Annotated in this window: 26 protein-coding genes; 7 read left to right on the top strand and 19 right to left on the bottom strand. The window is 62.0% G+C overall.

Annotated features, from left to right (window positions below; translation table 11 throughout):
- Positions 1 to 50 precede the first annotated feature (50 nt).
- The 10 genes from hemH to ACLBKR_RS13255 form a co-directional block, all read right to left on the bottom strand.
- Positions 51 to 1,085 (bottom strand): ferrochelatase, encoded by a 1,035-nt coding sequence (hemH, locus tag ACLBKR_RS13300; RefSeq protein ID WP_113447634.1) that lies wholly within the window; start codon positions 1,083 to 1,085, stop codon positions 51 to 53.
- A gap of 126 nt (positions 1,086 to 1,211) precedes the next feature.
- Positions 1,212 to 3,059 (bottom strand): 5'-nucleotidase C-terminal domain-containing protein, encoded by a 1,848-nt coding sequence (locus ACLBKR_RS13295; protein WP_113447633.1) that lies wholly within the window; start codon positions 3,057 to 3,059, stop codon positions 1,212 to 1,214.
- A gap of 210 nt (positions 3,060 to 3,269) precedes the next feature.
- The gene (locus tag ACLBKR_RS13290; protein ID WP_112828700.1) at positions 3,270 to 3,635 is read right to left on the bottom strand and encodes a hypothetical protein; all 366 of its coding nucleotides are present in this window, start codon (positions 3,633 to 3,635) and stop codon (positions 3,270 to 3,272) included.
- Between the two features lie 207 nt (positions 3,636 to 3,842).
- Entirely contained in the window at positions 3,843 to 5,285 is a 1,443-nt protein-coding gene (locus ACLBKR_RS13285) for a homospermidine synthase (protein WP_113340681.1), read from the bottom strand.
- A 206-nt stretch (positions 5,286 to 5,491) separates the two neighbouring features.
- Entirely contained in the window at positions 5,492 to 6,385 is an 894-nt protein-coding gene (locus tag ACLBKR_RS13280; RefSeq protein WP_414899419.1) for a heme-dependent oxidative N-demethylase family protein, read from the bottom strand.
- 69 nt (positions 6,386 to 6,454) lie between these two features.
- Positions 6,455 to 6,802 (bottom strand): hypothetical protein, encoded by a 348-nt coding sequence (locus ACLBKR_RS13275; RefSeq protein WP_112828697.1) that lies wholly within the window; start codon positions 6,800 to 6,802, stop codon positions 6,455 to 6,457.
- Positions 6,799 to 7,083 carry a YciI family protein gene (locus tag ACLBKR_RS13270; RefSeq protein ID WP_112828696.1) on the bottom strand — a complete coding sequence of 95 codons (285 nt, stop codon included), beginning with the start codon at positions 7,081 to 7,083 and terminating at the stop codon, positions 6,799 to 6,801. The genes ACLBKR_RS13275 and ACLBKR_RS13270 overlap by 4 nt, the downstream gene beginning before the upstream one ends.
- Positions 7,083 to 7,712, bottom strand: coding sequence for an aminotransferase class IV family protein (locus ACLBKR_RS13265; protein ID WP_112828695.1), 630 nt, complete (start codon positions 7,710 to 7,712; stop codon positions 7,083 to 7,085). Before ACLBKR_RS13265 ends, ACLBKR_RS13270 begins: the two co-directional genes overlap by 1 nt.
- Positions 7,697 to 8,857 carry an aminodeoxychorismate synthase component I gene (locus tag ACLBKR_RS13260; RefSeq protein ID WP_414899418.1) on the bottom strand — a complete coding sequence of 387 codons (1,161 nt, stop codon included), beginning with the start codon at positions 8,855 to 8,857 and terminating at the stop codon, positions 7,697 to 7,699. Before ACLBKR_RS13260 ends, ACLBKR_RS13265 begins: the two co-directional genes overlap by 16 nt.
- A 20-nt stretch (positions 8,858 to 8,877) precedes the next feature.
- On the bottom strand, positions 8,878 to 10,731 hold the full coding sequence (locus tag ACLBKR_RS13255; protein WP_414899417.1) for a M3 family oligoendopeptidase: 1,854 nt from the start codon (positions 10,729 to 10,731) through the stop codon (positions 8,878 to 8,880).
- Positions 10,732 to 10,966: 235 nt separating this feature from the next.
- Between ACLBKR_RS13255 and ACLBKR_RS13250 the strand changes: the two genes are divergently transcribed.
- Positions 10,967 to 12,517, top strand: a complete 1,551-nt coding sequence (locus tag ACLBKR_RS13250) for a sigma-54-dependent transcriptional regulator (RefSeq protein ID WP_113424508.1) — start codon at positions 10,967 to 10,969, stop codon at positions 12,515 to 12,517.
- A gap of 213 nt (positions 12,518 to 12,730) precedes the next feature.
- The gene (locus ACLBKR_RS13245) at positions 12,731 to 14,623 is read left to right on the top strand and encodes a DUF882 domain-containing protein (protein WP_414899416.1); all 1,893 of its coding nucleotides are present in this window, start codon (positions 12,731 to 12,733) and stop codon (positions 14,621 to 14,623) included.
- A gap of 82 nt (positions 14,624 to 14,705) precedes the next feature.
- Here the strand turns inward: ACLBKR_RS13245 and ACLBKR_RS13240 are convergent, their stop codons facing one another.
- From ACLBKR_RS13240 to ACLBKR_RS13230, 3 genes are all read right to left on the bottom strand, one after another.
- Positions 14,706 to 14,969, bottom strand: coding sequence for a DUF2312 domain-containing protein (locus ACLBKR_RS13240; protein ID WP_112828817.1), 264 nt, complete (start codon positions 14,967 to 14,969; stop codon positions 14,706 to 14,708).
- A gap of 140 nt (positions 14,970 to 15,109) precedes the next feature.
- Positions 15,110 to 15,415 (bottom strand): DUF1244 domain-containing protein, encoded by a 306-nt coding sequence (locus tag ACLBKR_RS13235; RefSeq protein WP_113447626.1) that lies wholly within the window; start codon positions 15,413 to 15,415, stop codon positions 15,110 to 15,112.
- Positions 15,416 to 15,432: 17 nt separating this feature from the next.
- Positions 15,433 to 16,227 (bottom strand): N-formylglutamate amidohydrolase, encoded by a 795-nt coding sequence (locus tag ACLBKR_RS13230; RefSeq protein ID WP_113447825.1) that lies wholly within the window; start codon positions 16,225 to 16,227, stop codon positions 15,433 to 15,435.
- Between the two features lie 287 nt (positions 16,228 to 16,514).
- Here ACLBKR_RS13230 and ACLBKR_RS13225 point away from each other — a divergent pair, with 287 nt between their 5' ends.
- Entirely contained in the window at positions 16,515 to 16,907 is a 393-nt protein-coding gene (locus ACLBKR_RS13225) for a DUF1036 domain-containing protein (RefSeq protein ID WP_112828816.1), read from the top strand.
- Complete coding sequence (gene pyk / locus ACLBKR_RS13220) at positions 16,907 to 18,346, top strand: pyruvate kinase (protein WP_112828688.1); 1,440 nt, start codon at positions 16,907 to 16,909, stop codon at positions 18,344 to 18,346. Before ACLBKR_RS13225 ends, pyk begins: the two co-directional genes overlap by 1 nt.
- A gap of 95 nt (positions 18,347 to 18,441) precedes the next feature.
- On the opposite strand, the gene ACLBKR_RS13215 is transcribed toward pyk, so the two are convergent.
- From ACLBKR_RS13215 to ACLBKR_RS13195, 5 genes are all read right to left on the bottom strand, one after another.
- A complete protein-coding gene (locus ACLBKR_RS13215) occupies positions 18,442 to 19,059 on the bottom strand; it encodes a hypothetical protein (RefSeq protein WP_113340673.1) in 618 nt (205 codons plus the stop codon).
- Between the two features lie 121 nt (positions 19,060 to 19,180).
- Positions 19,181 to 19,306 (bottom strand): type B 50S ribosomal protein L36, encoded by a 126-nt coding sequence (gene ykgO / locus ACLBKR_RS13210; RefSeq protein ID WP_003497670.1) that lies wholly within the window; start codon positions 19,304 to 19,306, stop codon positions 19,181 to 19,183.
- Between the two features lie 176 nt (positions 19,307 to 19,482).
- The gene (locus ACLBKR_RS13205; RefSeq protein WP_113437124.1) at positions 19,483 to 20,550 is read right to left on the bottom strand and encodes a 5-(carboxyamino)imidazole ribonucleotide synthase; all 1,068 of its coding nucleotides are present in this window, start codon (positions 20,548 to 20,550) and stop codon (positions 19,483 to 19,485) included.
- On the bottom strand, positions 20,547 to 21,047 hold the full coding sequence (gene purE, locus ACLBKR_RS13200) for a 5-(carboxyamino)imidazole ribonucleotide mutase (RefSeq protein WP_112828685.1): 501 nt from the start codon (positions 21,045 to 21,047) through the stop codon (positions 20,547 to 20,549). The genes ACLBKR_RS13205 and purE overlap by 4 nt, the downstream gene beginning before the upstream one ends.
- 20 nt (positions 21,048 to 21,067) lie before the next feature.
- The gene (locus tag ACLBKR_RS13195) at positions 21,068 to 21,271 is read right to left on the bottom strand and encodes a YdcH family protein (RefSeq protein ID WP_112828684.1); all 204 of its coding nucleotides are present in this window, start codon (positions 21,269 to 21,271) and stop codon (positions 21,068 to 21,070) included.
- 235 nt (positions 21,272 to 21,506) lie between these two features.
- Between ACLBKR_RS13195 and ACLBKR_RS13190 the strand changes: the two genes are divergently transcribed.
- Entirely contained in the window at positions 21,507 to 21,683 is a 177-nt protein-coding gene (locus ACLBKR_RS13190; RefSeq protein ID WP_112828683.1) for a YdcH family protein, read from the top strand.
- Positions 21,684 to 21,852: 169 nt separating this feature from the next.
- Here ACLBKR_RS13190 and ACLBKR_RS13185 read toward each other — a convergent pair whose 3' ends face one another.
- Positions 21,853 to 22,113: a metalloregulator ArsR/SmtB family transcription factor gene (locus ACLBKR_RS13185; RefSeq protein WP_113424511.1), complete on the bottom strand. Its 261-nt coding sequence runs from the start codon at positions 22,111 to 22,113 to the stop codon at positions 21,853 to 21,855.
- 238 nt (positions 22,114 to 22,351) lie between these two features.
- On the opposite strand from ACLBKR_RS13185, the gene ACLBKR_RS13180 reads away from it, so the two are divergent.
- The gene (locus tag ACLBKR_RS13180) at positions 22,352 to 23,005 is read left to right on the top strand and encodes a thiamine phosphate synthase (RefSeq protein WP_113424512.1); all 654 of its coding nucleotides are present in this window, start codon (positions 22,352 to 22,354) and stop codon (positions 23,003 to 23,005) included.
- An 8-nt stretch (positions 23,006 to 23,013) separates the two neighbouring features.
- Positions 23,014 to 24,156: a tetratricopeptide repeat protein gene (locus ACLBKR_RS13175; protein ID WP_414899415.1), complete on the top strand. Its 1,143-nt coding sequence runs from the start codon at positions 23,014 to 23,016 to the stop codon at positions 24,154 to 24,156.
- Positions 24,157 to 24,185: the final 29 nt, after the last annotated feature.

Genomic DNA, 24,185 nt, shown 5'->3' with positions numbered 1-24,185 from the left:
CAAGGTCAAGGCCGTGGAGGGTGCGATCATTTTGGCAGGTGCCAATCGGCTCAGACCCAGCCCTGCAGTTCCCGGCGGACGACCTTTTCCAATACGCTCATGCCCTCGGTGCTGTCGTTCAGGCAGGGAATGTGCACGAATTTCTCGCCGCCGTTGTGATGGAAGATCTCGCCCGCTTCGCCGGCGATTTCCTCGAGCGTCTCCAGGCAGTCCGACACGAAGCCGGGATTCATGATGGCGATGCGCTTCACACCCTCCTTGCCGAGCTTTTCCATCGTCTTGTCGGTGTAGGGCTGCAGCCATTCCTCCGGCCCGAAACGGGACTGGAAGGTAATCATGAAACGGTCTTCGGCAAGGCCCAGCCTCTCGCGCAGCAGGCGACCGGTTTTCATGCAGTGGCAGTAATAGGGGTCGCCCTTGTGAAAATAGGATTGCGGAATGCCATGGAACGAGGTGATTAGCAGTTCCGGCTCCCAGTCGAGCGTCGCCAGCTTCTTTTCGACCGATGTCGCGAGCGCATCGATATAGGCGGGGTCGTCGTGATAGGGGGGAACCGTGCGCAGCGCCGGCTGCCAGCGCAACTTCATCAGATGTTCGAAGGCCTTGTCGTTGACGGTTGCCGTGGTCGATGCCGCATATTGCGGATAGAGCGGGAAGAGAAGGATCTTCTCGCAGCCGGCGGCATGCAGCGCATCGATCTTCGAGGCGATGGAGGGCTGGCCGTAGCGCATTGCCCATTCGACGACGACGCCGGGCAGGTCCTTGAGCGCCGCCGACATCAGTTCCGCCTGGCTGCGCGTATAGGTCCTGAGGTAGCTTTCGTCCTTGTCCCTGTTCCAGATCGCTTCGTAGGCCTTGCCAACCTTTTGCGGGCGGGTGTTGAGCACGATGCCGAACAGGATCGGATACCATTTCCAGGGCGACCATTCGATGACCCGCTTGTCGGTCAGGAACTCCCTCAGATAACGGCGCATTGAGGTGTAGTCGGTGCCATCGGGTGTTCCAAGATTGACGAGAAGCACGCCTACCTTGCCGAAACGGACGGTCGGGTGATTGGAAGGCAGGTGGGAGGTGTCTGCGGTCATGTCGTTGTTCCTGCTGGTTGCACCGGATGCAATACGAATGCAGAGGGCGCCAGGATCAGTTCTTAAAAGCAAAAACCGGCCCGGGGAAGCCCGGACCGGTTCCGCTCATGCGGCAAACTGCCCTGCTTACTTGGCTGGCAGTTGCAGTTCCTTGCCGACGCCGATGACGTTGGGATTCTTCAGCGCATTGGCTTCGGCGATCTTCGTCCACAGCATGCCGTCGCCATAGGTCGCAACGGCGATCTTCCACAGGCTGTCGCCGGCAACGACCTTGTAGACAGTGGCGGCTGCCGCTGCGGCGGCTGCGGCCGGCGCTGCGGTCTCAGCGGGCGCGGCAGCGGCTGGCGTCTCGACCGGTGCCGCCGCGGACGCAACCTCGGTGATGCGGCCGTCGACATAGGGCTTGTAGGGGCTGTTCTTGGCGATGTAGTCGGCAACCACCGTTTCGAGGCCGGGACCGAAGTCATAGGCGTTCTGGCCGGCCGTCGCGAAGATCTTGTAGCCGTCGCCGCCGGCGCGCATGTAGTTGTTGGTGGCGACGCCGTAGACCTTTTCGGGGTCCAGCGGCACGAAGGCGTTGCCTTCCTTTACCTCGACGGAGACGACGCGCTTGCCGGGCTCCTGCGACTTGTCGAAGGAATATTTCAGGCCGGAGACCTGCGGGAAGCGACCGGCGCCATCCTGGATCTGGCTGAGGCCGTTTTCAAGCGCCGCGACGATATCGGACCCCTTGAGCCGGAAAGTGGCGAGCGTGTTCTGGAAAGGCAGGACGGTCAGCACTTCGCCCATGGAGACCGTGCCGGCATCGATCGATGCACGCAGGCCGCCGCCGTTCTGGATCGCGATGGTGATGCCCTGATCCTTGACGCGGTCGACCATGGCGTCAGCAACGAGGTTGCCCATGGTGCATTCCTTGACGCGGCAAACTTCGCGGGACCCCTCGATCACCTCGGCGGTCTCGCCGATTTCCTTCTTCTTCAGCTCCTCGATCGGGCCGGCGAGCTCGGCGACCTTGGCGGTATAGCCGGCATCCGGAGTGACCGAGGCGTCCAGAAGCTTCGGCGCACCTTCGGCCGTTTTCACGGCGCCGGCATCATCGAAGACGACTTTCAGGTCGCCGAGATACTTGGAATAGGAATAGGCGGTGACGATCGGCACGTCCTTGCCCGAGGGGTTCTTGACCAGGGTCGGGTAGGGGCCTGCGGCCTTTTCGTCGGTGTTCGAGAGAAGGGTATGGCTGTGACCGCCGACGATGACATCGATACCGTCGACGGCAGCGGCGATCCGCTTGTCCTCCTCGTAACCGACGTGCGACAGCAGCACGATCTTGTTGATGCCCTGGGCCTCGATCTCCTTGACCGCTTCCTTCAGGTAACCGATGGGTTCTGCGAAGAGGATGCTGTCGCCGGGCGACGAGGTTTCGTCCGTGTCGGTGGCGAGAACGCCAACGACCGCAACCTTCTCCGGACCGAATTCCTTGACGATGTACGGCTTGAACTTGTCGGCGACCGGTGTGTCGAGGCCGGCCAGCGTGTTGCCGGAGATCATCGGAAATTTCAGTGCGTCGATGAACTTGGCCAGTTCTTCCGGACCGTCGTCGAATTCGTGGTTGCCGATCTCCATGGCGTCGAAGCCGATGCCGTTCATGAATTCGGCGATCGGTGCGCTCTTGTAGGTGGTGTAGAACAGCGAGCCCTGGAACTGGTCGCCGGCATCCAGCGTCAGGATGTTCTTGCCGGCCAGTTCATTGCGGCGGGTATCGATCGCCGTCTTCATGCGGGCGATGCCGCCGAAGCATTCGTTCTTGGCGGCCTCTTCTTCCGAGCAGGTGGAATCGAACTTGTTGATCGCCTCGATGCGCGAATGGAAGTCGTTGATATGCAGGATATTCAGCTCGAAATCGGCAAAGGCGCCGGTGGCCGAGATCGCGAGCGCGGATGCGCTCAAGAGGCCGAACCGAAGGTGTCTCAACATCGCTTTTCTCCTGTTTTCGTAAATCGACAAACGCATGCTACTCCGCAATCCTGTAGGTTTTTTCGTGTCTTGGAGCCGGGCGGATGTTTTCATCAAGTGGATGCGACTGCAAGAGAAAATGCGTGTTGTCGTGGGGCGGAAAAACCGAAAAACCGACCAGCATGGCGCTGGCCGGTTTCATCGGAAAATCGGAGTATGAAGGACGCTGTCTCAGACCTGGCGGTTGAGCGAGAACTGGGCGCCGGTATCGGACGTGCAGTTGAGCTGGGTCGGCGTCACCAGCGCGCATGCCGCCTTTGTGGTCGTCTGCTTGAGGTTGGAATAGAGCGTGATCTGGACGAGGTTGGCGCCTTCCATCATGTAGGTGCCGGTCGCCATGACCTTGTTGCTGCCATCGGTGGTGCGGGTTTCCAGCCGGCCCGCCGAGAATGTGGAGACCAGACCGTTCTGGTCCATCCAGTTCCCTTCGACGGTCGGAGCCTGGCTTACCGCCGGCAACGGCCGCGGACCGCTCGAATAGCAGGCCGAGAGTGTCGTTGCGCAGGCCAGAAGAGCCACCACGGTAGTCTTTTTCATTGTTGTCTCCAGCATGATATTCAACGACTCCCCGCATGCGAGCCGTAACATGGATTTCGCCGAACCATGCCGCGAAGACATGGTGAAAGCAAGGCCGCAGCGATTGTCAGCACGCTTTATTCGGCCCCGTTTGCCGATACTCGGCCTTCGAAAACGCGAAAGCCCGACGCGCGGGACGACGGGCTTTCTTGAGCGCGGGCTCTTGGCTTAGCGAACCAGGATGTTCCTGAACTGCCAGGGGTCCTTGGTGTCGATGTCTTCCGGGAAGAGCCCCGGACGGCCTTCGAGCGGTGTCCAGTCGGTATAATGTCCCTCGACCGGGCCGAGATAGGGCGACTGCACTTCGAGGCAGCGCTTGTAGTCCATCTCGTCGGCTTCGACGATGCCGGCGCTCGGGTTTTCGAGCGCCCAGACCATGCCGGCGAGAACGGCGGAGCTTACCTGCAGACCGGTGGCGTTCTGGTAGGGCGCGATACGGCGGGTTTCCTCGAGCGACAGACGCGAACCGTACCAGTAGGCGTTTTTGTCGTGGCCGTAGAGTAGTACGCCGAGTTCATCGATGCCGTCGACCAGTTCGTTCTCGTCGAGAACGTGCAGGACCGGCTGCGCATTGCCGCCATTGCCGAACATTTCATGCAGCGAAAGCACGGCATCGTTGGCCGGATGATAGGCATAGTGGCAGGTCGGGCGGTAGACGACTTCGCCGTCTTTCTCGACGGTGAAGTAGTCGGCAATCGAGATCGACTCGTTATGGGTGACGAGGAAGCCGTATTGCGGACCGGGGGTCGGGCACCAGGTGCGAACCCGGGTGTTGGCGCCCGGCTGCTCCAGATAGATCGCCGCCTTGCAGCCCTTCTTGTGCTTCTTGGCGTTCTTCGGCATCCAGTTTTCATGGGTGCCCCAACCGAGTTCGGCCGGCTGCAGGCCTTCGGAGATGAAGCCGTCGACCGACCACGTGTTCCAGAAGACGTTGAGCGGCTTGGGGTTCTTCGTGCGCTGGGTGTCGCGCTCGGCAATGTGGACGCCCTTGACGCCGACCTTCTTCATCAGCTTCGCCCAGCCTTCGCGGTCATCCGCCGCCGGCTCGTCGAACTTCACACCGACTTCGTGCGCGACGTTGACGAGAGCCTGCTTGACGAACCAGGAGACCATGCCCGGATTTGCGCCGCAGGTGGAAACGGCGGTGGCGCCGCCCGGGTTCTTCTTCTTTTCCTGACGGACGGTTTCGCGCAGCGCATAATTGGTGCGGTCGGCGTTCTTCAGGTTCTTGTCGAAATAGAAGCCGAGCCAAGGCTCGACAACGGTGTCGATATAGAGAACGTTAAGCTTGCGGCAGAGCTTCATCAGGTCGAGCGAACCGGTGTCGACCGAGAGATTGACGCAGAAGCCCTGGCCTTCGCCGGCGGTCAGCAGCGGCTTCAGCAGTTCCTTGTAATTGTCCTTGGTGACATGCGCCTGGATGTGCTGGACGCCATGCTTGGCCAGCAGCTCGGCCTCGTCGTTGCGGGGATCGATGACCACCATCCGGCTCTTGTCGAACTTGAAGTGGCGTTCGATCAGGGGCAGTGTTCCGCGGCCGATCGAGCCGAAGCCGATCATGACGATCGGGCCGGTGATCTCACCGTAAACCGGATAGGCTTCTTTGGTCATTTGGTTCTCCTTGGGTGCAGCGATCGGGCTTTCCGACGTTGGCGCTCTAGATCACAGATTGCTGACATAATAAAGGGCGCTCAGCGATCGGTAACGTGTGTTTATGACGGTTGTTTCGCGAATTTGTGACCCTATGGTCAAGGGACGAAATCAAGCCGATGTCGGTGTCTCGTGGGCCGATCGCTACCGCTGTGCCGGCAGGGTTCCTACCGGCCGACGGCGCGCAGACAGTCGATCAGTTCACGCCGCTTTTCCGCCAGTCCCTTGTAGTTGACCTGATCGTCCTCCAGCGCCTCCAGTTGCGCGGCCATCGCCGCGGCGAGGCGCGTGCCCCCCGGCGCCTCCATGATGGCCTTCAGCGGGTCCAGATAGATGCGGACGGTAAACAGGAGATCGCCGGTTTCCGGCAGCCGCCTCAGCGATTGGCGCTCGATGCGGATAATCGCATTGGCCGCGGCGACGCCGGGCGAGGTCGGCTCGACCGCCATCCTCTCCGGGCGGGGATGATAGAGCGCGTAGCGCCAGTTGACCGACCAGTTGTAGCGCTTGACCGGCTGGCCGACATCCAGCTTGTCGAACATGCGGTTGATGAGGGCGGCGTTGCGAGTGCCGCCCTGGAAGCCCGGGACTCCGGCATGGATCTGGTCCATCGGCTTCATGAACTTTTCCGCCAGCGACCAGGAGGAGGGGAAGGCGAGGTGGGCTGCGACCAGCGTCCAGCCGTCCTCCTTCCGGCGGAGGATCAGGAGATCGTCCTGCACGAGCGAACCGGCGCGCAGCAGCGGAGGTCTCGTTTCATTGGAAAGGTCGACCGAATGTCCGGCCATTTCGACGAGATCGCCCCGGCGGCTGTAGAGATCGGAATGACGTGTGGTCAGGTGGTCGACGAGCAGGTCCAGCGTCTCCTGCTGGGCGTCGTGCGATTCCGGCGCCGCACGGAAGATGTCGTCGAAATGCGTTTTCTCCAGCGCCTTCTTTTCGGAAAGAAACACGCCAAGATCCCGGTCGGGTTCTATCCACTCGTTCAGGTCGAGAGGGGTGAGGCCGATGGAGAAGGGCTTCGAGGAACCGTCATAAGGTGTGTAGATCAAAGACGTCATGCCGAGTCCAGGGACGGTTCGTTACTTTTGGTGGGGTGTCCTAAACCACATGCCCGCCGGCAATGCCGTTCAGTTGCCAGTGGGTGAATTGTTGCGGTATCCGATAAAATTTCTCATCAAGGCACGCTGTGGGTTGGCAATCCTCTTTGCGGCAAAAATGTACATCAAAATTTGCCAATAGATGCCAAGGAGTAAGGAGAAGGTCACGAACAGTGGAAGCGCTATGAATATTATCGTCGGAACAGAAAGGATGGCCAATACAAGATCGGCATCCCATCCCCAAAGCCATCCCGTCAGTTCGGAAAGAAATGCCACGCTCAGAACGATTAGGAAGATTATGCCAAGTGCTTGAAGCGGGCCTGCGATCGGAGACTTTTCCTCCATATGCAATACTTGTCGCGCAAGCTTTAGAGTCATCCTTTTAGCCCTTCGAGCCCTTCGGCCGTCCTCGTTACAGCCACTTCGTTTACCTCATAGACCGCCACACCCTCCATCGTGAATGGATCGGCCGCGACGAAAGCCTCTATCGCGGCCCGGTCTCCAACCGCGAGAATGACGCCGCCGGTGCGGGGGACCTTGCGGCCGGAGGCGAGAAACATGCCGCTGTCATAGCCTTGCTTCACCCAGGCCATATGAGGCTCCATAAAGCGGTCGGCTTCCTCGTTCGACTTCTTGTAGGTGAGGGAGAGAATGAACATCAGGTATCGCTTTCAACGAGTTCGGCGCGGATCAGGCCGCGCAGGGAGTTGCCGACGAAAAGCTTGCGGAACTTCAGGTCTTCAGGCTTCAGCACCTCGCTTCTCGCCTTGCGCTCGCGAATGAGTTCCGCCCTCAAGACGCCGGGCAAAAGGCCGCTCGACAGCGCAGGGGTCACGAACATGCCGTCCTCGGCCTCGGCGAAGAGGTTGGTGATGGTGCCTTCGCAGATTTCGCCGCGCTCGTTGAGGAGCAGGACTTCGTCGGCCTCCTCCTTCCTGAATTCGGCGCGAGCCTCCTCATAAGGCTCCCTGCGCGAAGTCTTGTGGCGATAGAGCGCGTCGTCGGATTTCAGCCGGTTCGTGGCGATCCTGAGTTTCCAGACGGTTCCTTCCGCCACGGGTTCAAACGGGGAGGTGGCGATCTCGATCCTGCCGCGGAAGCTCATCGTCAGCCGGACGCGCAGCGGCCTGTCGCCGGAGACAGCGGCGTTCAGCTTGCCGGCCGCGTCCTGCGGCTGACGGAAGCCCAGCGCGTCGGCGGAACGGCAGAGCCGGCGCAGGTGCTGGTCGAGCCGCACGAAGCCTTCCTCCGGTTGCCAGCGCATCGTCTCGATCAGCGAGAAATCCATTGGTCCCCTACCGCAAAGCGTGCCTTGAGCAGGCATTCCTCATATTCGGCCTCGGCTTTCGAATCGAAGACGATGCCGCCGCCCACATTGAAGACGGCGCGGTGGTCGTTGAAAAGTGCCAGTGTGCGGATGGCCACGGAAAACCGCATGGGGCCGGCCGGATCGCAATAGCCGATGGCGCCGCAATAGACGTCCCGCGGCCCGGCTTCCAGTTCGTGCAGGATGCGCATCGCCCACATTTTCGGGGCGCCGGTGACAGATCCGCAGGGAAAGAGGGCCCGGAAGATTTCCGGCAGGCCCATATCGGGCAGAAGTTTCGCCCTGACGTGGCTGACCATCTGATGCACGGTCGGATAGGTCTCGACGTCGAAGAGTTTCGGCACAGACAGCGTGCCGACCTCGCTGATGACGGATATGTCATTGCGAAGCAGATCGACGATCATCCTGTTTTCGGCCTGCGTCTTCTCATCGGCCAGCATGGCGGCGACGATCGCCTCGTCCTCTTCCGGCGACCTGCCGCGCGGGGCGGTTCCTTTCATCGGGTGTGTCTCGATCCAGCCGTCGCCATCGACGGAGAAGAAGAGCTCCGGCGAGCGCGACAGGATGATCGGGCCACCGAATTCGATCAGCGCGCCATAGTGAACCGGCTGGCGGGCGACGAGAGACCAGAAGGCCGCGCGGGCGCTGCCGGACCAACGGGCTTCGACCGGCATGGTGAGGTTTGCCTGATAGCAGTCGCCCCGGCGGATATGCCGGTGCAGCTTGTCGAAGCGCTCGAGATAGGTTTCGAAATCCCAGGCGGCGCGAGGGTCGGTCAGGAAGGGGTCGGCTGCCGGTTCGTCGGGCGCGGATGCCAGTGGATGATCGGCACGGGCTGGGGCATCGAAGACACCAATTGAAAGAAGCGGTGTTTCCCTGTCGTCGACGACCAGCGGACGGAGCTTTTCCTCGAAGACGTAGCCTGCCTCATAGGAGACGTAGCCCGCCAGCCATTTGCCTGCCCGGCGCGCTTCTTCCAGCCTTGCGAAGGCTGGCAACACATCTTCGGCTTTCCGCGCGGTGACGATCTCGCGCGGTTCGGCGAACAGCAGGCTCGTTCCGCGACGGTCGTCGCGGAACAGCGCATAGGCGGAATGGTCAGCCATGGGGCTGGGCGTTCTCCGGTTCAGGACGCCTTATCAAGCGCCTCCAACTCGTCGATCAGCCCTTCTATCATCGACAGGCCCTTGGCCCAGAACGACGGGTCGGTGGCGTCGAGGCCGAAAGGCGCGAGAAGTTCGGAGTGGTGCTTGGTGCCGCCGGCCTTCAGAAGCTCGAAATACTTCTGCTGGAAACCCTGCTCGGCCTGCCGGTAGACGGCATAAAGCGAGTTCACCAGGCAATCGCCGAAGGCATAGGCATAGACGTAGAAGGGCGAATGGATGAAGTGGGGAATATAGGCCCACCAGCTCTCGTAGCCTTCGGAAATCCGGATCGCCGGACCGAGGCTTTCCGACTGGACGGAGAGCCACAGCTCGCCGATCTTCTCTGCCGTCAGTTCGCCTTCCTTGCGAGCGGTATGCACCTTTCGCTCGAATTCGTAGAAGGCGATCTGGCGCACGACCGTATTAATCATGTCCTCGACCTTCTGCGCCAGCATGGCCTTGCGTTCGCGCTTGTCGGTCGTGCGGTCGAGCAGCGCCCGGAAGGTCAGCATTTCACCGAAGACGGAGGCTGTCTCGGCCAGCGTCAGCGGCGTCTGGCACATTAGAGCGCCTTGGGCTCCGGCGAGTACCTGATGAACGCCGTGGCCGAGTTCGTGGGCTAGCGTCATGACGTCGCGCGGTTTGCCGAGGTAATTGAGGAGCACGTAAGGGTGGGCGGAGGGAACCGTCGGATGGGCAAAGGCGCCGGGCGCCTTGCCGGGGCGCGCCGGCGCGTCGATCCAGCCGCCATCGAAGAAGCGGGAGGCGATTTCGGCCATCTCAGGCGCGAAGCTGCCATAGGCGGATAGCACCGTTTCCTTCGCTTCCGTCCAGGGGATCAGTCTGTCGGGGGTTTCCTTGAGCGGCGCGTTGCGGTCCCAGTAATTCATCTGCTCCATGCCGAGCCACTTCGCCTTCATCGCATAATAGCGATGGGAGAGGCGAGGGTAGGCCTCGCGCACGGCAGCCGCCAGCGCATCCACCACTTCGCGCTCGACGCGGTTCGAAAGATGGCGGCTGTCGGCGATGTCCTCGAAACCGCGCCAGCGGTCGGAGATTTCCTTGTCTTTGGCCAGTGTATTGGTGACCAGCACGAAGATGCGGATATTGTCGCGGAAGGTTTGCGACAGGGCTTCGGCCGCGCTTTTGCGGACCGCGGGGTCGGCGTCCTGCAGCATGGTGAGCGTCGGTTCGAGCGTCTGTTCCTTGTCGCCGACCTTGAAGCGCAGCGAGGCGAGCGTCTCGTCGAAGAGGCGGTTGAAGGCGGCGGCCCCGGTCATCGACTTTTCGAGGAACAACTGCTCGATCCGGTCGTCGAGCTGGAACGGCTTGTCCTTGCGCAGGTCGACGATCCACGGGCGGTAGTGGGCGAGAGCCGGGTCGCGGTCCATGGCGGCATCCACGGCCGCATCGTCGATGCGGTTGAGTTCAAGCGCGAAAAACAGCAGGCGGGAGGAGATGTCGGTCAGTTTCGCCTGGATATCGCCGAAGAACTTGCCGTTCTCGACATCGGTCATGTCAGAGTAATAGGTGAGGCCGGCATAGGAGGCGATGCGTCCGAGAAGGTCTTCGAGCGCATCCATCTCCGCGAGAGCTGCGGCAAGACCGTCCTTGCCGATGCTGTCCGTCGCTTTCGCGAGATTGCCTTTCCATCGCGCCTCGAAGGCGAGCGCGTCGGCTGCGGCCTTATCGAGATCGCCGAGGAAGGCGGCCGAGGTTTTCGAGGGATAGAGATCCTCAAGCCTCCAGACCGGCAGGTCGCCGAGCTGCCGGGTTTCCGCAAGCGTCGACCGGGTGTCCGCCGGTGCGTGTACGGGGGTGAAGTCTCTCGGCATGGCGATTTTCCTCTTCATTCAGTGTTGGGCAAGAGATGTAGTCAGTCCGGGCGGAGGGGGCAAGCCGAACGGCCGGCTTAAAAAATGAATGACGAAACGTCTTATATGGTTCGCTAAAATGCGAGCTTTTCTCAAAACAGGATCTTCAGTCCTTTCTGGCAGCCTGCGCGGAAACATGACCCTTCGGGTGCATGACGCACCAGATGAAACTCAGAATGATTCCGGGAGCCAGACATTGAACGCGCATATCCTCCTTATCGACGAAGATCCGGCGCAGCGCCGCCTGCTCAAGACCGGGATAGAGGCGCAGGGCCATTTGGTCCATACAGCGGAAAATGATCACGAGGGGCTCGACATTTTTCGCAAGCATCGCGGCGAGATCAACGTCATCCTCGTCGACCTTAGCGATCCCGTTCGCGCCGGTGCCGGTTTCTTGAATGCGCTCGGCGACCTGCATAGCGTTGCGCCCGTCATTGTTCAGACGGCGGAGGGAGCAACCCAGTTCGCTATCGAGGCGATGCGCGCCGGAGCGTTCGAATTTCTGGTCAAGCCGATCTCGGCGGAACGGCTCCTCGGCGCGATCGAGAGTGCACTGAAATACGGCCGCTACGGCTCCGAGGGGCGTCCGGTGCGGCGCTCGCGCGCCGGTGCGGTCGGCTTCAACGATATCGTCGCTGCGAGCGCCGCCATGGCGCGGGCCGTCGATCTCGGACGCCGCGCCAGCCAGTCGACGATACCGGTCATGCTGGAAGGCGAGGCAGGCGTCGGCAAGGAAATGCTCGCGCGGGCGATACACGGCGCCAGCGAGCGTTCGGGGCGCGCCTTCGTGTCGTTCAACTGCGCGACCATTCCGCATGGGATGATGGAGGCGCAGCTTTTCGGGCCGGAAGGCGCTACTCATTCCACGCTCGGCGAGCGCAATGCCGGCAAGTTCGCAGAAGCCGACGGCGGCACGCTGTTCATCGAGGAAGTCAGTGAACTGCCGCTTCATCTCCAGGCCAGACTGCTCGATGTCGTGCAATCCGGGGAAATCCAGTCGCCTGCGGGCCGCAAGCCGCGCAAGATCAATGTCCGGCTGATCCTGGCGACCAACAAGGATCTGATCGAGGAGGTCAAGTCCGGGCGGTTCCGGGAAGATCTCTATTATCGGCTGAACGTTTTCCCGATCACCATTCCGGCTCTGCGCCGCCGGCGTGAGGACATTCCGCATCTCGTGCGGGCTTTCGTCGAGCGTTTTTCGGCCGAGCAGCGTCTGGTCAAGCCGCTCACGATCGACGCGGCCACACTTGCCATGCTCACCGGCTTCGACTGGCCGGGCAATGTCCGGCAGCTCGAAAACGCGGTATTCCGCGCCGTTGTCTTGTCCGACGGGACGGTGCTGACCGAGGCGTCCTTCCCGCAGATCGCCGCGCAGGTTTCCGAGGCGCGCGACAGCGGCCTTACCGTTGCGCTCCAGCGCGGGCAGATCGAGGAGCGGCTCGGCGCGTCGACGGCGGCACCGGTTGCCGTGGCCGGCGAGGATGCCCATGTCAGGAAGATCGAACCGACGGCATCCGCAACGCCGGTCTCCAACCAGTTCGGCAACATCATCGTCAGCACGGACGAGGCCGGAAATGTGCGCAAGCTGGCGGATGTCGAGGAAGAACTGATTCGTTTCGCGCTGAAGTTCTACCGCGGGCAGATGAGCCAGGTGGCGCGCAAGCTCGGCATCGGTCGTTCGACCCTTTACCGCAAGCTGAAGGATTACGGCATTGATCCTGACGATCCTCAAAAACATGCCGCCTGAACCGCCGAAAAGCGCCCAATCGTTAACGGTTGGGTAAAGAACTTCCCTTACGAAGAGTGAATGACTTGTTAGACAATCGTTCACTATATATGGATTGCTTGTGCATCTGTGGCAGATTTGCCATGGTGTTACCGCATTTGACATCCATGTGAGTTGGCGTGGGACGTAGTCTTTCGGACGGGGATAGAATTGCAGAATCCGCATGAAACAAGCGTGCCTATCGTGAAAATAGGGCACAGCCATCGGGTTGCACGTGTGCGTTCCGCCGCTCAATTATGCCTTACAGTCCTCGCCGTTCTCATCGTCAGCACGTTCATGCTGTTCGGCGCCTCGTCTTCCGCCCATGCCGAAACCAGGACGCTGAAGATCCATTTCGTCCACACCGGGGAAAAGGCCGCGATCACCTTCAAGCGCAACGGTCGCTACGACGCGAACGGCTTGAAGCAGCTGAACTACATCCTGCGCGACTGGCGTCGCAACCAGCCAACCAAGATGGACCCCCGCCTGTTCGATCTCGTCTGGGAGGTTTATCGGCGTTCCGGCGGTTCCGGCTATATCAACGTCGTCTCCGGTTATCGTTCGCCCGAAACCAATTCCATGCTCCGCTCCCGCTCGAAGGGTGTCGCCAAGGAAAGCCAGCACATGCGTGGCACGGCGATGGATTTCTACATTCCGGGCGTGCAGCTCAAGACGCTGCGCGAAATCGGCATGAAGATGCAGGTGGGCGGTGTCGGTTACTATCCGAATTCCGGCTCGCCTTTCGTGCATATGGACGTCGCTTCCGTCCGCGCCTGGCCGCGCATGTCTCGGCAGGAACTCGTGCGCCTTTTTCCTGACGGCAAGACCCTGCACATTCCCGCCGATGGCAAGCCGCTGCCCGGCTACCAGCAGGCGCTGGCAGATTACAAGCAGCGCGCCAGTTCCAACCAGATCCTGATCGCCGAAGCCAAGACCGGCAAGCGCAAGAGCTTCCTCGCCGCACTCTTCGGAGGCGGTGGCGACGAGGACGAGGAAGAAGATGTCGGAGTTCCGGCCGAACGGCCTTCCGTCGCGCCGCAGCCTGTCGTGACGGCTGCGGAACCGACGATGGTTGCGATGGCGGCTCCTCCTCCGGGCGTCACGACGGCACAGCCTGTCGAGACGGCCGCACCGCCGGAAACGCAGTTGGCGCTCAATGCGCCGGTGCCGCAATCGAGGCCGTCGCTCAGACCGGCGGATACCAGCCTTGCCGTGGCGCTCTATTCGCCTAACCGAAGTGCAGCCGAAGACGCCCTGTCGCAGGTCGCGGCCGGTACGCCGACCACCGGCGAGAATTTCGCCGACCTGCAATCCATGAAGGTTCCGGTTCCGACTCTGCTCGGCAATCGCGGCACCCCCGAAGCCGGCGTCATGACCGCCTCCATCGATCCCGGCATGGTCGAGGACGACCACATTCCTCTGCCGACGGCAAGACCTACGGTCGCCGAGGCACTGCTTGCCAATGCGGACGCAGATTCCGAGGCTGAGGTGGACGAGGTCGAACAGGCCATCCTTTCGCCGGAAGCCGCTGCCGCACTCGAGCAGAGCAATGCGCAGGACGATATGCCGACGCCTGTCGAACGTCCGGCCGAGGCCGAGTTGACCGCTGCTCCCGCCACCGCCATTCCCGCACCGCAGGCTGCGCCGGTTGCCGCAACCGCTGCCGCGCCGGCCGCACCGGCTGCGATCCAGCCCAAGCCGTCGGCTCCGAAAGCCGCGGCAACGCAGGTCGCTTCCATCGAGCCGAAACAGAAGTCGTCCGCTTCACGCACCGTCGACTTCGGCGACGCCTTCGTCGCGCTGAAGCCGGCAGAAAGCGGCGTCGAGGCCGGCCTGCCCGCCAAGGGTGGCCGTCCGAGCAAGGTCGAGGCCGAACAGGCTCGCATGGCCATGACGGGCGGCACGCCGCTGACCAAGAACATGCTCACCCAGTGGGCGCTGAACAAGGATCGTTTCGAAACTGTGGCGAAGCCGGTAAAGGCGCCGCGCATCGTCAGCAGATCGCTGACCACGCCTTCGACGGTCTATCCGGTCGGCTTCCGGCAGGGCGGGAATGGCGTGGACCCGAACCGTTTCGGCACTCCCTGAAAGACGAGGCGCCTCTTTTCTCCCTGGACAATAAAAAACCCGCCGACCGGCGGGTTTTTTGATGCCTGCGATATCTAGAGGCTCAGCCTTCCGGCGGGGTCTCGATCATGCCGAGAGCGTGCAGGTAGGTATCGAGGATCAGGTCCTCTTCCATGCGTTCCTGCTCGTCCTTCTTGCGCAGTGCGATGACCTTCTTGAGGATCTTCGTGTCGAAGCCCATGGCCTTGGCTTCGCCGTAGACGTCCTTGATGTCGTCGGCGATGGTCTTCTTTTCTTCTTCCAGGCGCTCGATGCGCTCGACAAAGGCGCGGAGTTGGTCGCGGGCGACGCCGTGGGCATCAGACATTGGTGGTCTCCTTGGATTTTTCGGGATTCATTCGTGGGGCTGACCTGCCGCGAAGCCGGGGCTTCGTCAAGACCCGCAGCAGGATTCCCCCGGTCGGAATGGGGAAAGAGAGCAAGATTGTGCCGAAGGTTGGGCGGGGATCACTCCTTCGGCCTGTTGCGCTCGAAGTCGGCCTTCTGCGCTGCGCTCGCCTCCTTCTGGTGACGTGTCTTCCATTCCTCGTAGGGCATGCCGTAAACGATCTCGCGGGATTCGTCCCTGGTCAGATCGACGCCCGCCGCCTGGGCGGCGTCGAGATACCAGTTGGACAGGCAATTGCGGCAAAATCCGGCCAGGTTCATCAGGTCGATATTCTGGACGTCGCTGCGGTCGCGCAGATGGGCGACGAGACGGCGGAAAGCCGCCGCCTCGAATTCCTGCTGCTGCTGTTCATCTGGCTTGGTCATCTCGGTGCTTCCTGTCTTCAGGCGGGGTAGGGGCCGGTCCGCGATTGGTGAACCTCGTAGGCATGCAGTGCCGGATCGTCATTGAGCGCCTCAAAGATCGGGGCAAGACGGGCGGCCCATGCCTCCACGCCTTCCTCGCTGCCGATCAGATCCTGCCGCACTTCGAGAAGCGCGTGCGGAATGCCCGTCATCATGCAATGCCTGTACATGGTATCGCCCCGGAGCGCACCGTCATAGGGTTCGTTGTCGCCGACCAGTATGTCTCCCGGCTGGCGGAGCCTGTCGATCAGCGGTCCGGCGGCGCGCCTGTCGCTGTCCCACAGCACGGCGGCGTGCCAGGGACGGGGCACTTCCTTCCAGAAGGGGGTGAAGGAATGAAGCGACAGCACCAGCGGCGCCCTGCCGGATGCTTTTGCCGTCTTTGCAATCGTGTGGCTCACCGCCTCGTGATAGGGTCGGTGGTAGAGGGCGATCCGCTCGCTCCACTCGGCTTGCGTGATCGGGTGGTTGCCGGGGATGATCGCGCCGTCCGAGATCTTCATGATGAGGGTGGGGTCGTCTTCGCCGCGGTTCGGATCGATCAGCAGGCGCGAGAAACAACTCATGACGGCCGGCACGCCGAGCATGGAAGCAAGTCGCCGCGTCAGCGCCTCGATGCCAATGTCATAGGCGATATGGCGCGAGAAGGCGGTCTCGGGAAGGCCGAGACGACCATAGCGTTCCGGCAGGTGGTTCATCGCATGGTCGCCGAGGAGGACCAACGCCCTGTCATAATCGCCGGGTATGATTTCGTACGGATTGAACTCTTGCATGAAGCGCTGCCGGAAAAGGAATGACGGCTTGATGACATGGGGGAAAGGCGAGCGCAAGCTTTCGTCTCGGTCACGTTTGTGCCAAGATCCGCCCCGATGGTTCAGGCCATGATTACAATCGATTAGAGTTGCGTTGACATTCTTGGTTCATCATCGCAAGAAGGCTGTCGACGCGCAAAGATGGAGTTCCGGCGGAAACCGTGCTGAAGCAAATTCAATTTCCTCGCGCCGGCAAGGCCGCGCGTCATTTGCGCCCTCTCTTCATCGCCGGCGCACTTTTGTCCCCCATGCTCGCGGCCGGTGCCGCCCATGCGGAATTCAGGGTCTGCAACGGCACCCAGAACCTCGTCGGCGTGGCAATCGGCTATCGTGCCGAAGAAGGCTGGATCACCGAGGGATGGTGGCAGGTGCCCGCCGCGACGTGCGCGACATTGATCGAAGGCGAGCTGCAGTCTCGCTACTATTATCTCTATGCTGAAGACGCCGCCCGTGGCGGTCGCTGGACCGGCGACATAAACATGTGCGTCGCCGAAAACGAGTTCAAGATCGTCGGCGTGAAGGACTGCTTCGCGCGCGGTTACCAGCAGATGGGATTCAAGGAATATGACACGGGCCGACAGGGCAGCTGGATGGTCCAGCTTTCCGATACGCCAGGAACACCACAGGAAAGCCAGAACTGATGAAGCGTAACCGCAAAGTGAAGATCCTCGCCACGCTGGGCCCGGCCTCATCCGATGAAGCGATGATCCGGAAGCTTCACGAAGCGGGCGCCGATCTTTTCCGCATCAACATGAGCCATGCGAGCCATGACCTGATGCGCGGGCTGATCGCCAAGATCCGTGCCGTCGAAGCCGCCTGCGGCCGGCCGATCGGCATTCTCTGCGACCTTCAGGGGCCGAAGCTGCGTGTCGGCAAGTTCGCCACGACCACCGTGGATCTGGTGCCCGGCCAGACCTTCACGCTGGACAACAAGGACGAGCCCGGCGACAACACCCGCGTCTACCTGCCGCATCCGGAAATCCTCGAATCCGTAAAACCCGGCCACCGTCTGCTGATCGATGACGGCAAGCTGCATCTGCGCGCCGAAAAGTGCGACGGCAAAAGCATCGTCACGACCGTGGTCTCCGGAACGAAGATTTCCGACCGCAAGGGCGTGAGCCTGCCGGATACGCTGCTTGCGACCGGCGTGCTGACGGACAAGGACCGCGCCGACCTCGACGCCGTTCTGGCGACCGGCGAAGTGGACTGGGTGGCGCTTTCCTTCATCCAGCGCCCGGAAGACCTCGCCGAGGTCCGCAAGGTGGCGCGGGGCCGCGTCGGCCTGATGTCGAAGATCGAAAAGCCCCAGGCGATCGAGCGGATCGACGAGATCATCGAACTCTCCGACGCCTTGATGGTGGCGCGCGGCGACCTCGGCGTGGAAATGCCGCTGGAGGCCGTTCCGGGCCTGCAGAAGCAGCTTATCCGCGCCTGCCGCCGCGCCGGCAAACCGGTTGTCGTTGCTACCCAGATGCTGGAATCGATGATTTCCGCGCCGGTGCCGACGCGCGCCGAAGTCTCCGACGTGGCGACCGCGGTCTTCGAGGGTGCGGATGCGATCATGCTGTCGGCGGAATCGGCTTCCGGCCAGTATCCGGTCGAAGCCGTCGCCACCATGGCGTCCATCGCCCACACTGTCGAGCGTGAGCCGCATTATCCCGGCATCATCTACGCCCAGCGCGCGCAGCCGGAAGCCACCGGTGCCGACGCCATCTCGCTTGCCGCGCGCCAGATCGCCGAGACGCTGAAGCTGCAGGCGATCGTCTGTTACACGTCATCGGGCAATACGGGGCTTCGCGCCTCCCGCGAGCGTCCGGAGGTGCCGATCCTCGCGTTGTCGCCGGTCATTCAGACCGCCCGCCGCCTGTCGGTGGTCTGGGGTCTGCACTGCGTTGTCTCCGAGGAACCGACGGACCTCGACGACATGGTGAACCGGGCCTGCCGCATCGTCGTTCAGGAAGAATTCGGCAAGCCGGGCGACCGCGTCATCATATCCGCCGGCGTACCGCTCGGCACGCCGGGCTCCACCAATATGCTGCGCATCGCCTATATCGGCTCGGACGGCCTTTCGGGGATCTGACCGTTCCGGAGCCCAAACAGTGCAAAAGCCGCCTTCGGGCGGCTTTTTCGTGTCTGTCTTCTCCTTGTGGGTCTACTCTTGCGGGGAGGACTGCATCACGTGCGGCTGCCGGCGAGCTTTTCCGAGAGCTTGCTGACCATGTTCTGCGCGTCGCGGTCGGCGGGGTAGATGTCGAGGTAGCGTTCCCAGGCCTTGAGGGCCATTTCCTCGCTGCCGCGTTCGCTGAGGATTGCGGCAAGGCCTGCCAGCGCACCGAAATGCCGCGGTTCCAACGCCAGGACATGATTGATGTCGGAAACCGATTTGCGGTAATTGCCCATTGTGTAGTTCAGCGTGGCCCGGAGGTTCCATGCGCCGACGAAGTCGGGTTTCAAAACTATGGCCTGATCGATGAAGTCGAGGGCGGCGGGATTGCGCTTCTCGGAGATGGCGGTGTTGGCCCACTGCATCAGCAGATTGACCGTGGGGCTGCCGGAATCGTTCCAGGCTCCCATGAGTTCGGCCGATATACGGTTGGCCGCATCAGGGTCTCGTTCCCGCTTCAGGCTGGTCAGCAATTGATCGATGGTACGGGCTGCGTCGGTCTCGGGCTTTGCAACGGCGGCATGTTCTTCCGCCTGCTGGGCAAGCAATTGGCCGGCCGGAGCCACAATCGAAGTCATCGCCACGAGTGGCGCGACAAAAAACAGTCCGTAAAAACGAAAGCGGCGCATAGCGGTTAGATTACCCCGCCTGCGCCAGCTTTCATATTCAAATCTTTGCTATCAACAGTCTCCGGCGAAAGCGCCGGAAACGATCTGCAAATCCGCCATCGCCCGAGGGCGATGGTATGCCTCAGCCCTGACGAGCCTTGAAGCGCGGGTTCTGCTTGTTGATGATGTATACGCGGCCCTTGCGGCGAACCAGACGGTTGTCGCGATGACGGGCCTTGAGCGCTTTCAGCGAGTTCTTGATCTTCATTTTCCTGGTCCGCAACTGTTGCCGGGGAATGTCACATTCACCCGCTGTCTCAAACAATCAAAAGCGCGCCGCGGGGCGCGCTCCTAAAGGGTTGGTGGCAAATACTCCGACCAGACCCCTCGTGTCAACCGGTTCCCCGGCTTTCCGCGCCAGATACCGGCAATTTTGCCGATTCTTCAAGGCCCGATCGGCGTCAATTCCGTAACATGCCCCATCTTTCTTCCGGCACGGGCTTCCGTCTTGCCGTAAAGGTGGACGAGCACGTCGGGTTTGGCGAGCCATGCCGGCACCTGGTCGATGTCGTCACCGATGAGGTTGGTCATCACGCAATCGGAATGGCGGGCGGGGCTGCCGAGGGGAAGCGAGGCAATCGCCCGGATATGCTGCTCGAACTGGGAGACAACGCAGGCCGCTTCCGTCCAGTGGCCGGAATTGTGGACGCGCGGGGCGATTTCATTGGCAATCAGGCTGCCGTCCGCTAGCACGAAGAACTCGATGCCGACGACGCCGACATAATCGAGGGCGGCAAGCAGCCGGTGGGCGGCATCGCGCGCCGCGTCCGCCGTTGCAGTGCCGATTCGGGCGGGCAGGGTAGAGGTGTCCAGAATGCCGTTGCGGTGCACGTTCTCGGCCGGATCGTAACAGGCGACCGCGCCATCGGTGCCACGCGCGGCGATAATGGAAATCTCGCGCTCGAAGGGTACGAAGCTTTCGAGGATCAGGGGAACGCCGCCGAGGTCGGCGAAGGCGCCAGCCGGGCTGTCTGCGGACGAGCGGAATACGCGCTGTCCCTTGCCGTCATAGCCGAGGCGGCGGGTCTTCAGCACGCCGGCGCCGGCGAAATCGGCGAGGGCCGCTTCCAACTGCTCCTGGCTGTCGACGGCGTGGAAACGGGCAGTCGGAATGCCGCATCCGTTGAGGAAGCGCTTTTCCGTCAGGCGATCCTGTGCCACCTCCAGCGCCTTGGGCGGCGGGAAGACGGGCACGTTGCGCGCGAGGGTTTCGGCGGCCTCGACGGGAACGTTTTCGAATTCGTAAGTAACGATATCGCAGGCGGCCGCGAGTTCCGCGAGCGCGACCGGATCGTTATAGGCGGCGGCGATCTGGCTGTTGGCCATCTGGGCTGCCGGACAGTCGGCCTGCGGTTCAAGGATCACGGTGCGAAAGTTGAGGCGCGCCGCGGCCATGGCGAGCATGCGACCGAGCTGGCCGCCGCCGATGATGCCGATCGTCCTTGCGGTCATGGCGTATCGTCCAGGGGATATTCTGCAACGGAATTGGTCTGGCGCTCGCGCCATTCGTCGAGACGCTCGGCGAGGTCGTCGTCGTAGAGGGCGAGAACGGAGGCCGCCAGAAGGGCGGCGTTGACCGCGCCGGCCTTGCCGATGGCAAGCGTTCCGACCGGAATTCCGGCTGGCATTTGCACGATCGACAGCAGGCTGTCCTGGCCGGACAGCGCTCTGGACTGGACCGGCACGCCGAAAACAGGAAGGGGCGTCATGGCGGCCGTCATGCCGGGAAGATGGGCCGCGCCGCCGGCGCCCGCAATGATGACCTTAAAGCCTTCGTCGCGCGCGCCCTTGGCGAAGGCGAACAGCCGGTCGGGCGTACGATGCGCGGAAATGATGCGGGCCTCATAGTCGACGCCGAGGATCTCGAGCGTATCGGCGGCATTCTTCATGGTCTCCCAGTCTGACTGGCTTCCCATGATGATGGCGACAGGCGGGCGCTCTTCGGGCATCGGGGCTCCTTGCAGGCTGTTCACGCGATAATGTCGGGAATGATCTGGTCTTCCAGCTTGGTCATCTTGTCCTTGATGGCCAGCTTCTTCTTCTTCATGCGCTGGATGCGCAGGGCCTCGCAACCCGTCTCGATCATCGCGTTGATGGCGGCATCATAATCCTCGTGCTCCTGCCGGAGCCGCGCCAGCGCCAGCCGGATATCGGCCTGTTCCTGATCGGGCATTGTCCTGTCCCCACTCTCGCTCTTTACGCCTTCGTTTGTGAGGCGCACCGAAGATTCCCGCAAGCTCCTATCATCAAATACCGGTAACGGGAAGTTATCCTTTTCTGCGTTTTTGCAGTGCCGAAATGACGATTTCGCCTTCGACAAGCCGCATTGTTCGTGTCACATTACTTTTGCAAAGCCTGAAACTCCAGCGATAGAGGGCTGGAAGTAGGCGAAAGGAAGGACGCATCAAATGACCATACAGGCTCATCTTGAATCGCTGGAAAAGAAGCATGGCGCGCTTGAGGAGAAGCTCCATGACGCTCTTGTCTCTCCCTCCAAGAACGACCATCACATTGCCGAGCTGAAGCGACTCAAGTTGCGTATCAAGGACGAAATGGAACGCCTGAGAGCGTCGACCCGACATTAAAGATCGAAAGGCTGCGCCGGCCGGGGATCGCCATGAAGAGCAGGTCCCGCCCGATGTGTAGAGTAAGCAGCCAACTCCCAAGCAGAACCCCGGAAATCAGGCCGATTTCCGGGGTTCTTGTTTTTTGAATGGGATTTTATCGGAGGCGGGGACGTGTCTCCGCGACAGGTCAGGACCAGAACTGGTCGAGCCAGAGGTTGAGCTTGTCGAAGCCGTGCCGGTTGACCGAATAGATGCGTTTCGTGCCCTCGGAGGTCACGCAGACCAGTTCGCAGTCGAGCAGCGCCTTCAGGTGCTGGGAAACGGCGGGCCGGCTGATCGGCAGGCCGTTTGCGAGATCGCTGACGGTTTTCGGCGCGCGCCGCAGTTCCTCGAGCAGGTGGCGCCTGTTCGGATCGGCAATCGCGGCAAAGGGGTCTGTGGTCGACATGCCCGGCAGGTTACGTCAATCGGCCGTGCGCGGCAAGTAAACCAATGGGCTGCAACCTGCGGTCATGGGTCGCGGAGGGCGGCGGGAAAAGGGGCCAATACCGGGGAGGACGTTAAAGACGATACCCGGTATCCTTTGTTTCTGTTGATCCTTCTGCTAGACCCGTCTATCGGATTTGCTTGAACAAAACGAGGGAGGGGCTGCCAGTGGGGCACGTTCTCCCGGAACGGATCGCTCCATGACCATGCCCGAAAACCGCTGCCGTCTCGTCCTGATCGCTCCCGATATCGCCGATGGCGAGGAGAAGGCGCGGATCGTCGGTGATGCGCTGAAGGGCGGCGACGTCGCCTCGGTGATCGTGCCGCAATACGGGCTCGACGATGCGGCCTTCCAGCGTCATGCCGAACTGCTCGTTCCCGTGATCCAGGATGCCGGCGCGGCGGCGCTGATCGCCGACAACAGCCGCGTCGCGGGCCGGGCGAAGGCAGACGGCCTTCACGTTACCGGCAATGCCGAGGCGCTTGCGGAAGCCGTGGAGAAACACGTTCCGAAAATGATCGTCGGCGGCGGCAATGCGATGGACCGCCATCACGCGCTGGAGATCGGCGAGGTGCAGCCCGACTATGTGTTCTTCGGCCGTCTCGACGGCGATATCAAGCCGGAGGCGCATTCGAAGAACCTTGCGCTCGGCGAATGGTGGTCGTCGATGATTGCGATTCCCTGCATCGTGATGGGTGGGAGCGATCCGGCTTCAGCCATCGCCGTAGCGGAGACCGGCGTCGAGTTCGTGGCCTTGCGGGACGCGGTTTTTTCCGATCCGGCGCAGGCGGCGGCGGTCATTGCCCGGATCAATGCGGAGCTTGACGAAAAAGCGCCACGGTTTGAAGATTGATACGCGATATGCGCACTCGTCTTCTTCGCCTTCCTGTCCTTTTCGCCATGCTTGTAGCGGGTTCCGCCGGCCTGCCGGTTGCCGCCGTCGCGCAGCAAGCCGGGGATCAGCCGACGATGAGGCCGCTCACGCCGTCCGATGCGGGAGCTCTCGACCGCGGTCCGAGACCGTCGACGGAGGCGGAAACGACCGGGGATAAAAAGGACGGAGCCGCGGAAGACGGGAAGGCGGAAGCGGAAGACGATCCGCAGGGCATCAACATCTTTGCCCGCATGGGCGCGCCGCTGCCGGATGCTCCGGCAGAAAAGGAATATAAGGGACCGGTCGACGAGGCCTATGGCGCCTATCAGCGCGGCCTGTTCACGACTGCCATCGACAAGGCCCTGCCGCGAGCGCAACTCGGCGATCCGGCTGCGCAGACATTGCTGGCGGAGCTGATGGCGCGCGGTCTCGGCGTCAAGAAGGACACCAAGGGGGCCGCCTTCTGGTACGGTCAGGCGGCGGCCGGCGGCGATCCCGCTGCCATGTTCAAGTATGCGCTGCTTCTGATGGAGGGCCGGGACGTTCCCCGCGACAAGGCCAAGGCCGACGAATATATGCGCAAGGCCGCCGATGCGGGCAACAGTTCGGCGCAGTTCAACTGGGCCCAGCTTCTCGTTGCCGACAATCCCGGCGTGCGGGGACTGACACTTGCCTTGCCCTATTACGAGAAGGCGGCCGAACAGGGCGTCGCCGACGCCCAATATGCGGTTGCGCAGATCTACAGCGTGATGAAGGACCTGCCGGAAGAAAAGAAGAGCAAGGCGCGCGAATGGCTTGCCCGCGCGGCGCGGGCCGGCTTCGACACGGCTCAGCTCGACATGGGCATCTGGCTGGTCAACGGCGTCGGCGGGCCACGCGATTACGAGAAGGGTTTCCGCTGGCTGTCGATTGCGGCTAAACGCGGCAATGCGGTGGCGCAGAACCGGCTGTCGCATCTCTACATCAACGCGCTCGGCACGAAACCGGACCCGATCGAGGCCGCAAAGTGGTATGTTCTTTCCAGGCGCGCCGGCCTGAAGGACCCCGCGCTCGAGGACTTCTATCTGGGCCTGACCGATGAGGAGCAGAAGAAGGCCATCGACGCGGCGAACAAATTCCGCCGGGGATAATCGCGCTCCAGAGGGCGGGGGAGGCAGAG

The sequence above is a fragment of the Paenirhizobium cremeum genome (genome assembly GCF_047553425.1).
GTDB classification, from domain to species: domain Bacteria; phylum Pseudomonadota; class Alphaproteobacteria; order Rhizobiales; family Rhizobiaceae; genus Allorhizobium; species Allorhizobium cremeum.
This window is presented reverse-complemented; position numbering and strand designations above follow the sequence as displayed.

Bases quoted from the DNA above. Each gene is read 5' to 3' on its own strand.
- ACLBKR_RS13225 (WP_112828816.1), top strand. From the start codon at position 16,515: ATGCTCGCGGCCGGTGCCGCCCATGCGGAATTCAGGGTCTGCAACGGC.
- ACLBKR_RS13260 (WP_414899418.1), bottom strand. From the start codon at position 8,857: ATGGCTGACCATTCCGCCTATGCGCTGTTCCGCGACGACCGTCGCGGA.
- ACLBKR_RS13270 (WP_112828696.1), bottom strand. From the start codon at position 7,083: ATGTTCATTCTCTCCCTCACCTACAAGAAGTCGAACGAGGAAGCCGAC.
- hemH (WP_113447634.1), bottom strand. From the start codon at position 1,085: ATGACCGCAGACACCTCCCACCTGCCTTCCAATCACCCGACCGTCCGT.
- ACLBKR_RS13290 (WP_112828700.1), bottom strand. From the start codon at position 3,635: ATGAAAAAGACTACCGTGGTGGCTCTTCTGGCCTGCGCAACGACACTC.
- ACLBKR_RS13185 (WP_113424511.1), bottom strand. From the start codon at position 22,113: ATGTCGACCACAGACCCCTTTGCCGCGATTGCCGATCCGAACAGGCGC.
- ACLBKR_RS13190 (WP_112828683.1), top strand. From the start codon at position 21,507: ATGACCATACAGGCTCATCTTGAATCGCTGGAAAAGAAGCATGGCGCG.
- ACLBKR_RS13285 (WP_113340681.1), bottom strand. From the start codon at position 5,285: ATGACCAAAGAAGCCTATCCGGTTTACGGTGAGATCACCGGCCCGATC.
- ACLBKR_RS13275 (WP_112828697.1), bottom strand. From the start codon at position 6,802: ATGACTCTAAAGCTTGCGCGACAAGTATTGCATATGGAGGAAAAGTCT.
- ACLBKR_RS13180 (WP_113424512.1), top strand. From the start codon at position 22,352: ATGACCATGCCCGAAAACCGCTGCCGTCTCGTCCTGATCGCTCCCGAT.
- ACLBKR_RS13240 (WP_112828817.1), bottom strand. From the start codon at position 14,969: ATGTCTGATGCCCACGGCGTCGCCCGCGACCAACTCCGCGCCTTTGTC.
- ACLBKR_RS13230 (WP_113447825.1), bottom strand. From the start codon at position 16,227: ATGCAAGAGTTCAATCCGTACGAAATCATACCCGGCGATTATGACAGG.
- ACLBKR_RS13215 (WP_113340673.1), bottom strand. From the start codon at position 19,059: ATGCGCCGCTTTCGTTTTTACGGACTGTTTTTTGTCGCGCCACTCGTG.
- ACLBKR_RS13265 (WP_112828695.1), bottom strand. From the start codon at position 7,712: ATGGATTTCTCGCTGATCGAGACGATGCGCTGGCAACCGGAGGAAGGC.
- ACLBKR_RS13205 (WP_113437124.1), bottom strand. From the start codon at position 20,550: ATGACCGCAAGGACGATCGGCATCATCGGCGGCGGCCAGCTCGGTCGC.
- pyk (WP_112828688.1), top strand. From the start codon at position 16,907: ATGAAGCGTAACCGCAAAGTGAAGATCCTCGCCACGCTGGGCCCGGCC.
- ykgO (WP_003497670.1), bottom strand. From the start codon at position 19,306: ATGAAGATCAAGAACTCGCTGAAAGCGCTCAAGGCCCGTCATCGCGAC.
- ACLBKR_RS13235 (WP_113447626.1), bottom strand. From the start codon at position 15,415: ATGACCAAGCCAGATGAACAGCAGCAGCAGGAATTCGAGGCGGCGGCT.
- ACLBKR_RS13280 (WP_414899419.1), bottom strand. From the start codon at position 6,385: ATGACGTCTTTGATCTACACACCTTATGACGGTTCCTCGAAGCCCTTC.
- ACLBKR_RS13255 (WP_414899417.1), bottom strand. From the start codon at position 10,731: ATGCCGAGAGACTTCACCCCCGTACACGCACCGGCGGACACCCGGTCG.
- ACLBKR_RS13175 (WP_414899415.1), top strand. From the start codon at position 23,014: ATGCGCACTCGTCTTCTTCGCCTTCCTGTCCTTTTCGCCATGCTTGTA.
- purE (WP_112828685.1), bottom strand. From the start codon at position 21,047: ATGCCCGAAGAGCGCCCGCCTGTCGCCATCATCATGGGAAGCCAGTCA.
- ACLBKR_RS13295 (WP_113447633.1), bottom strand. From the start codon at position 3,059: ATGTTGAGACACCTTCGGTTCGGCCTCTTGAGCGCATCCGCGCTCGCG.
- ACLBKR_RS13195 (WP_112828684.1), bottom strand. From the start codon at position 21,271: ATGCCCGATCAGGAACAGGCCGATATCCGGCTGGCGCTGGCGCGGCTC.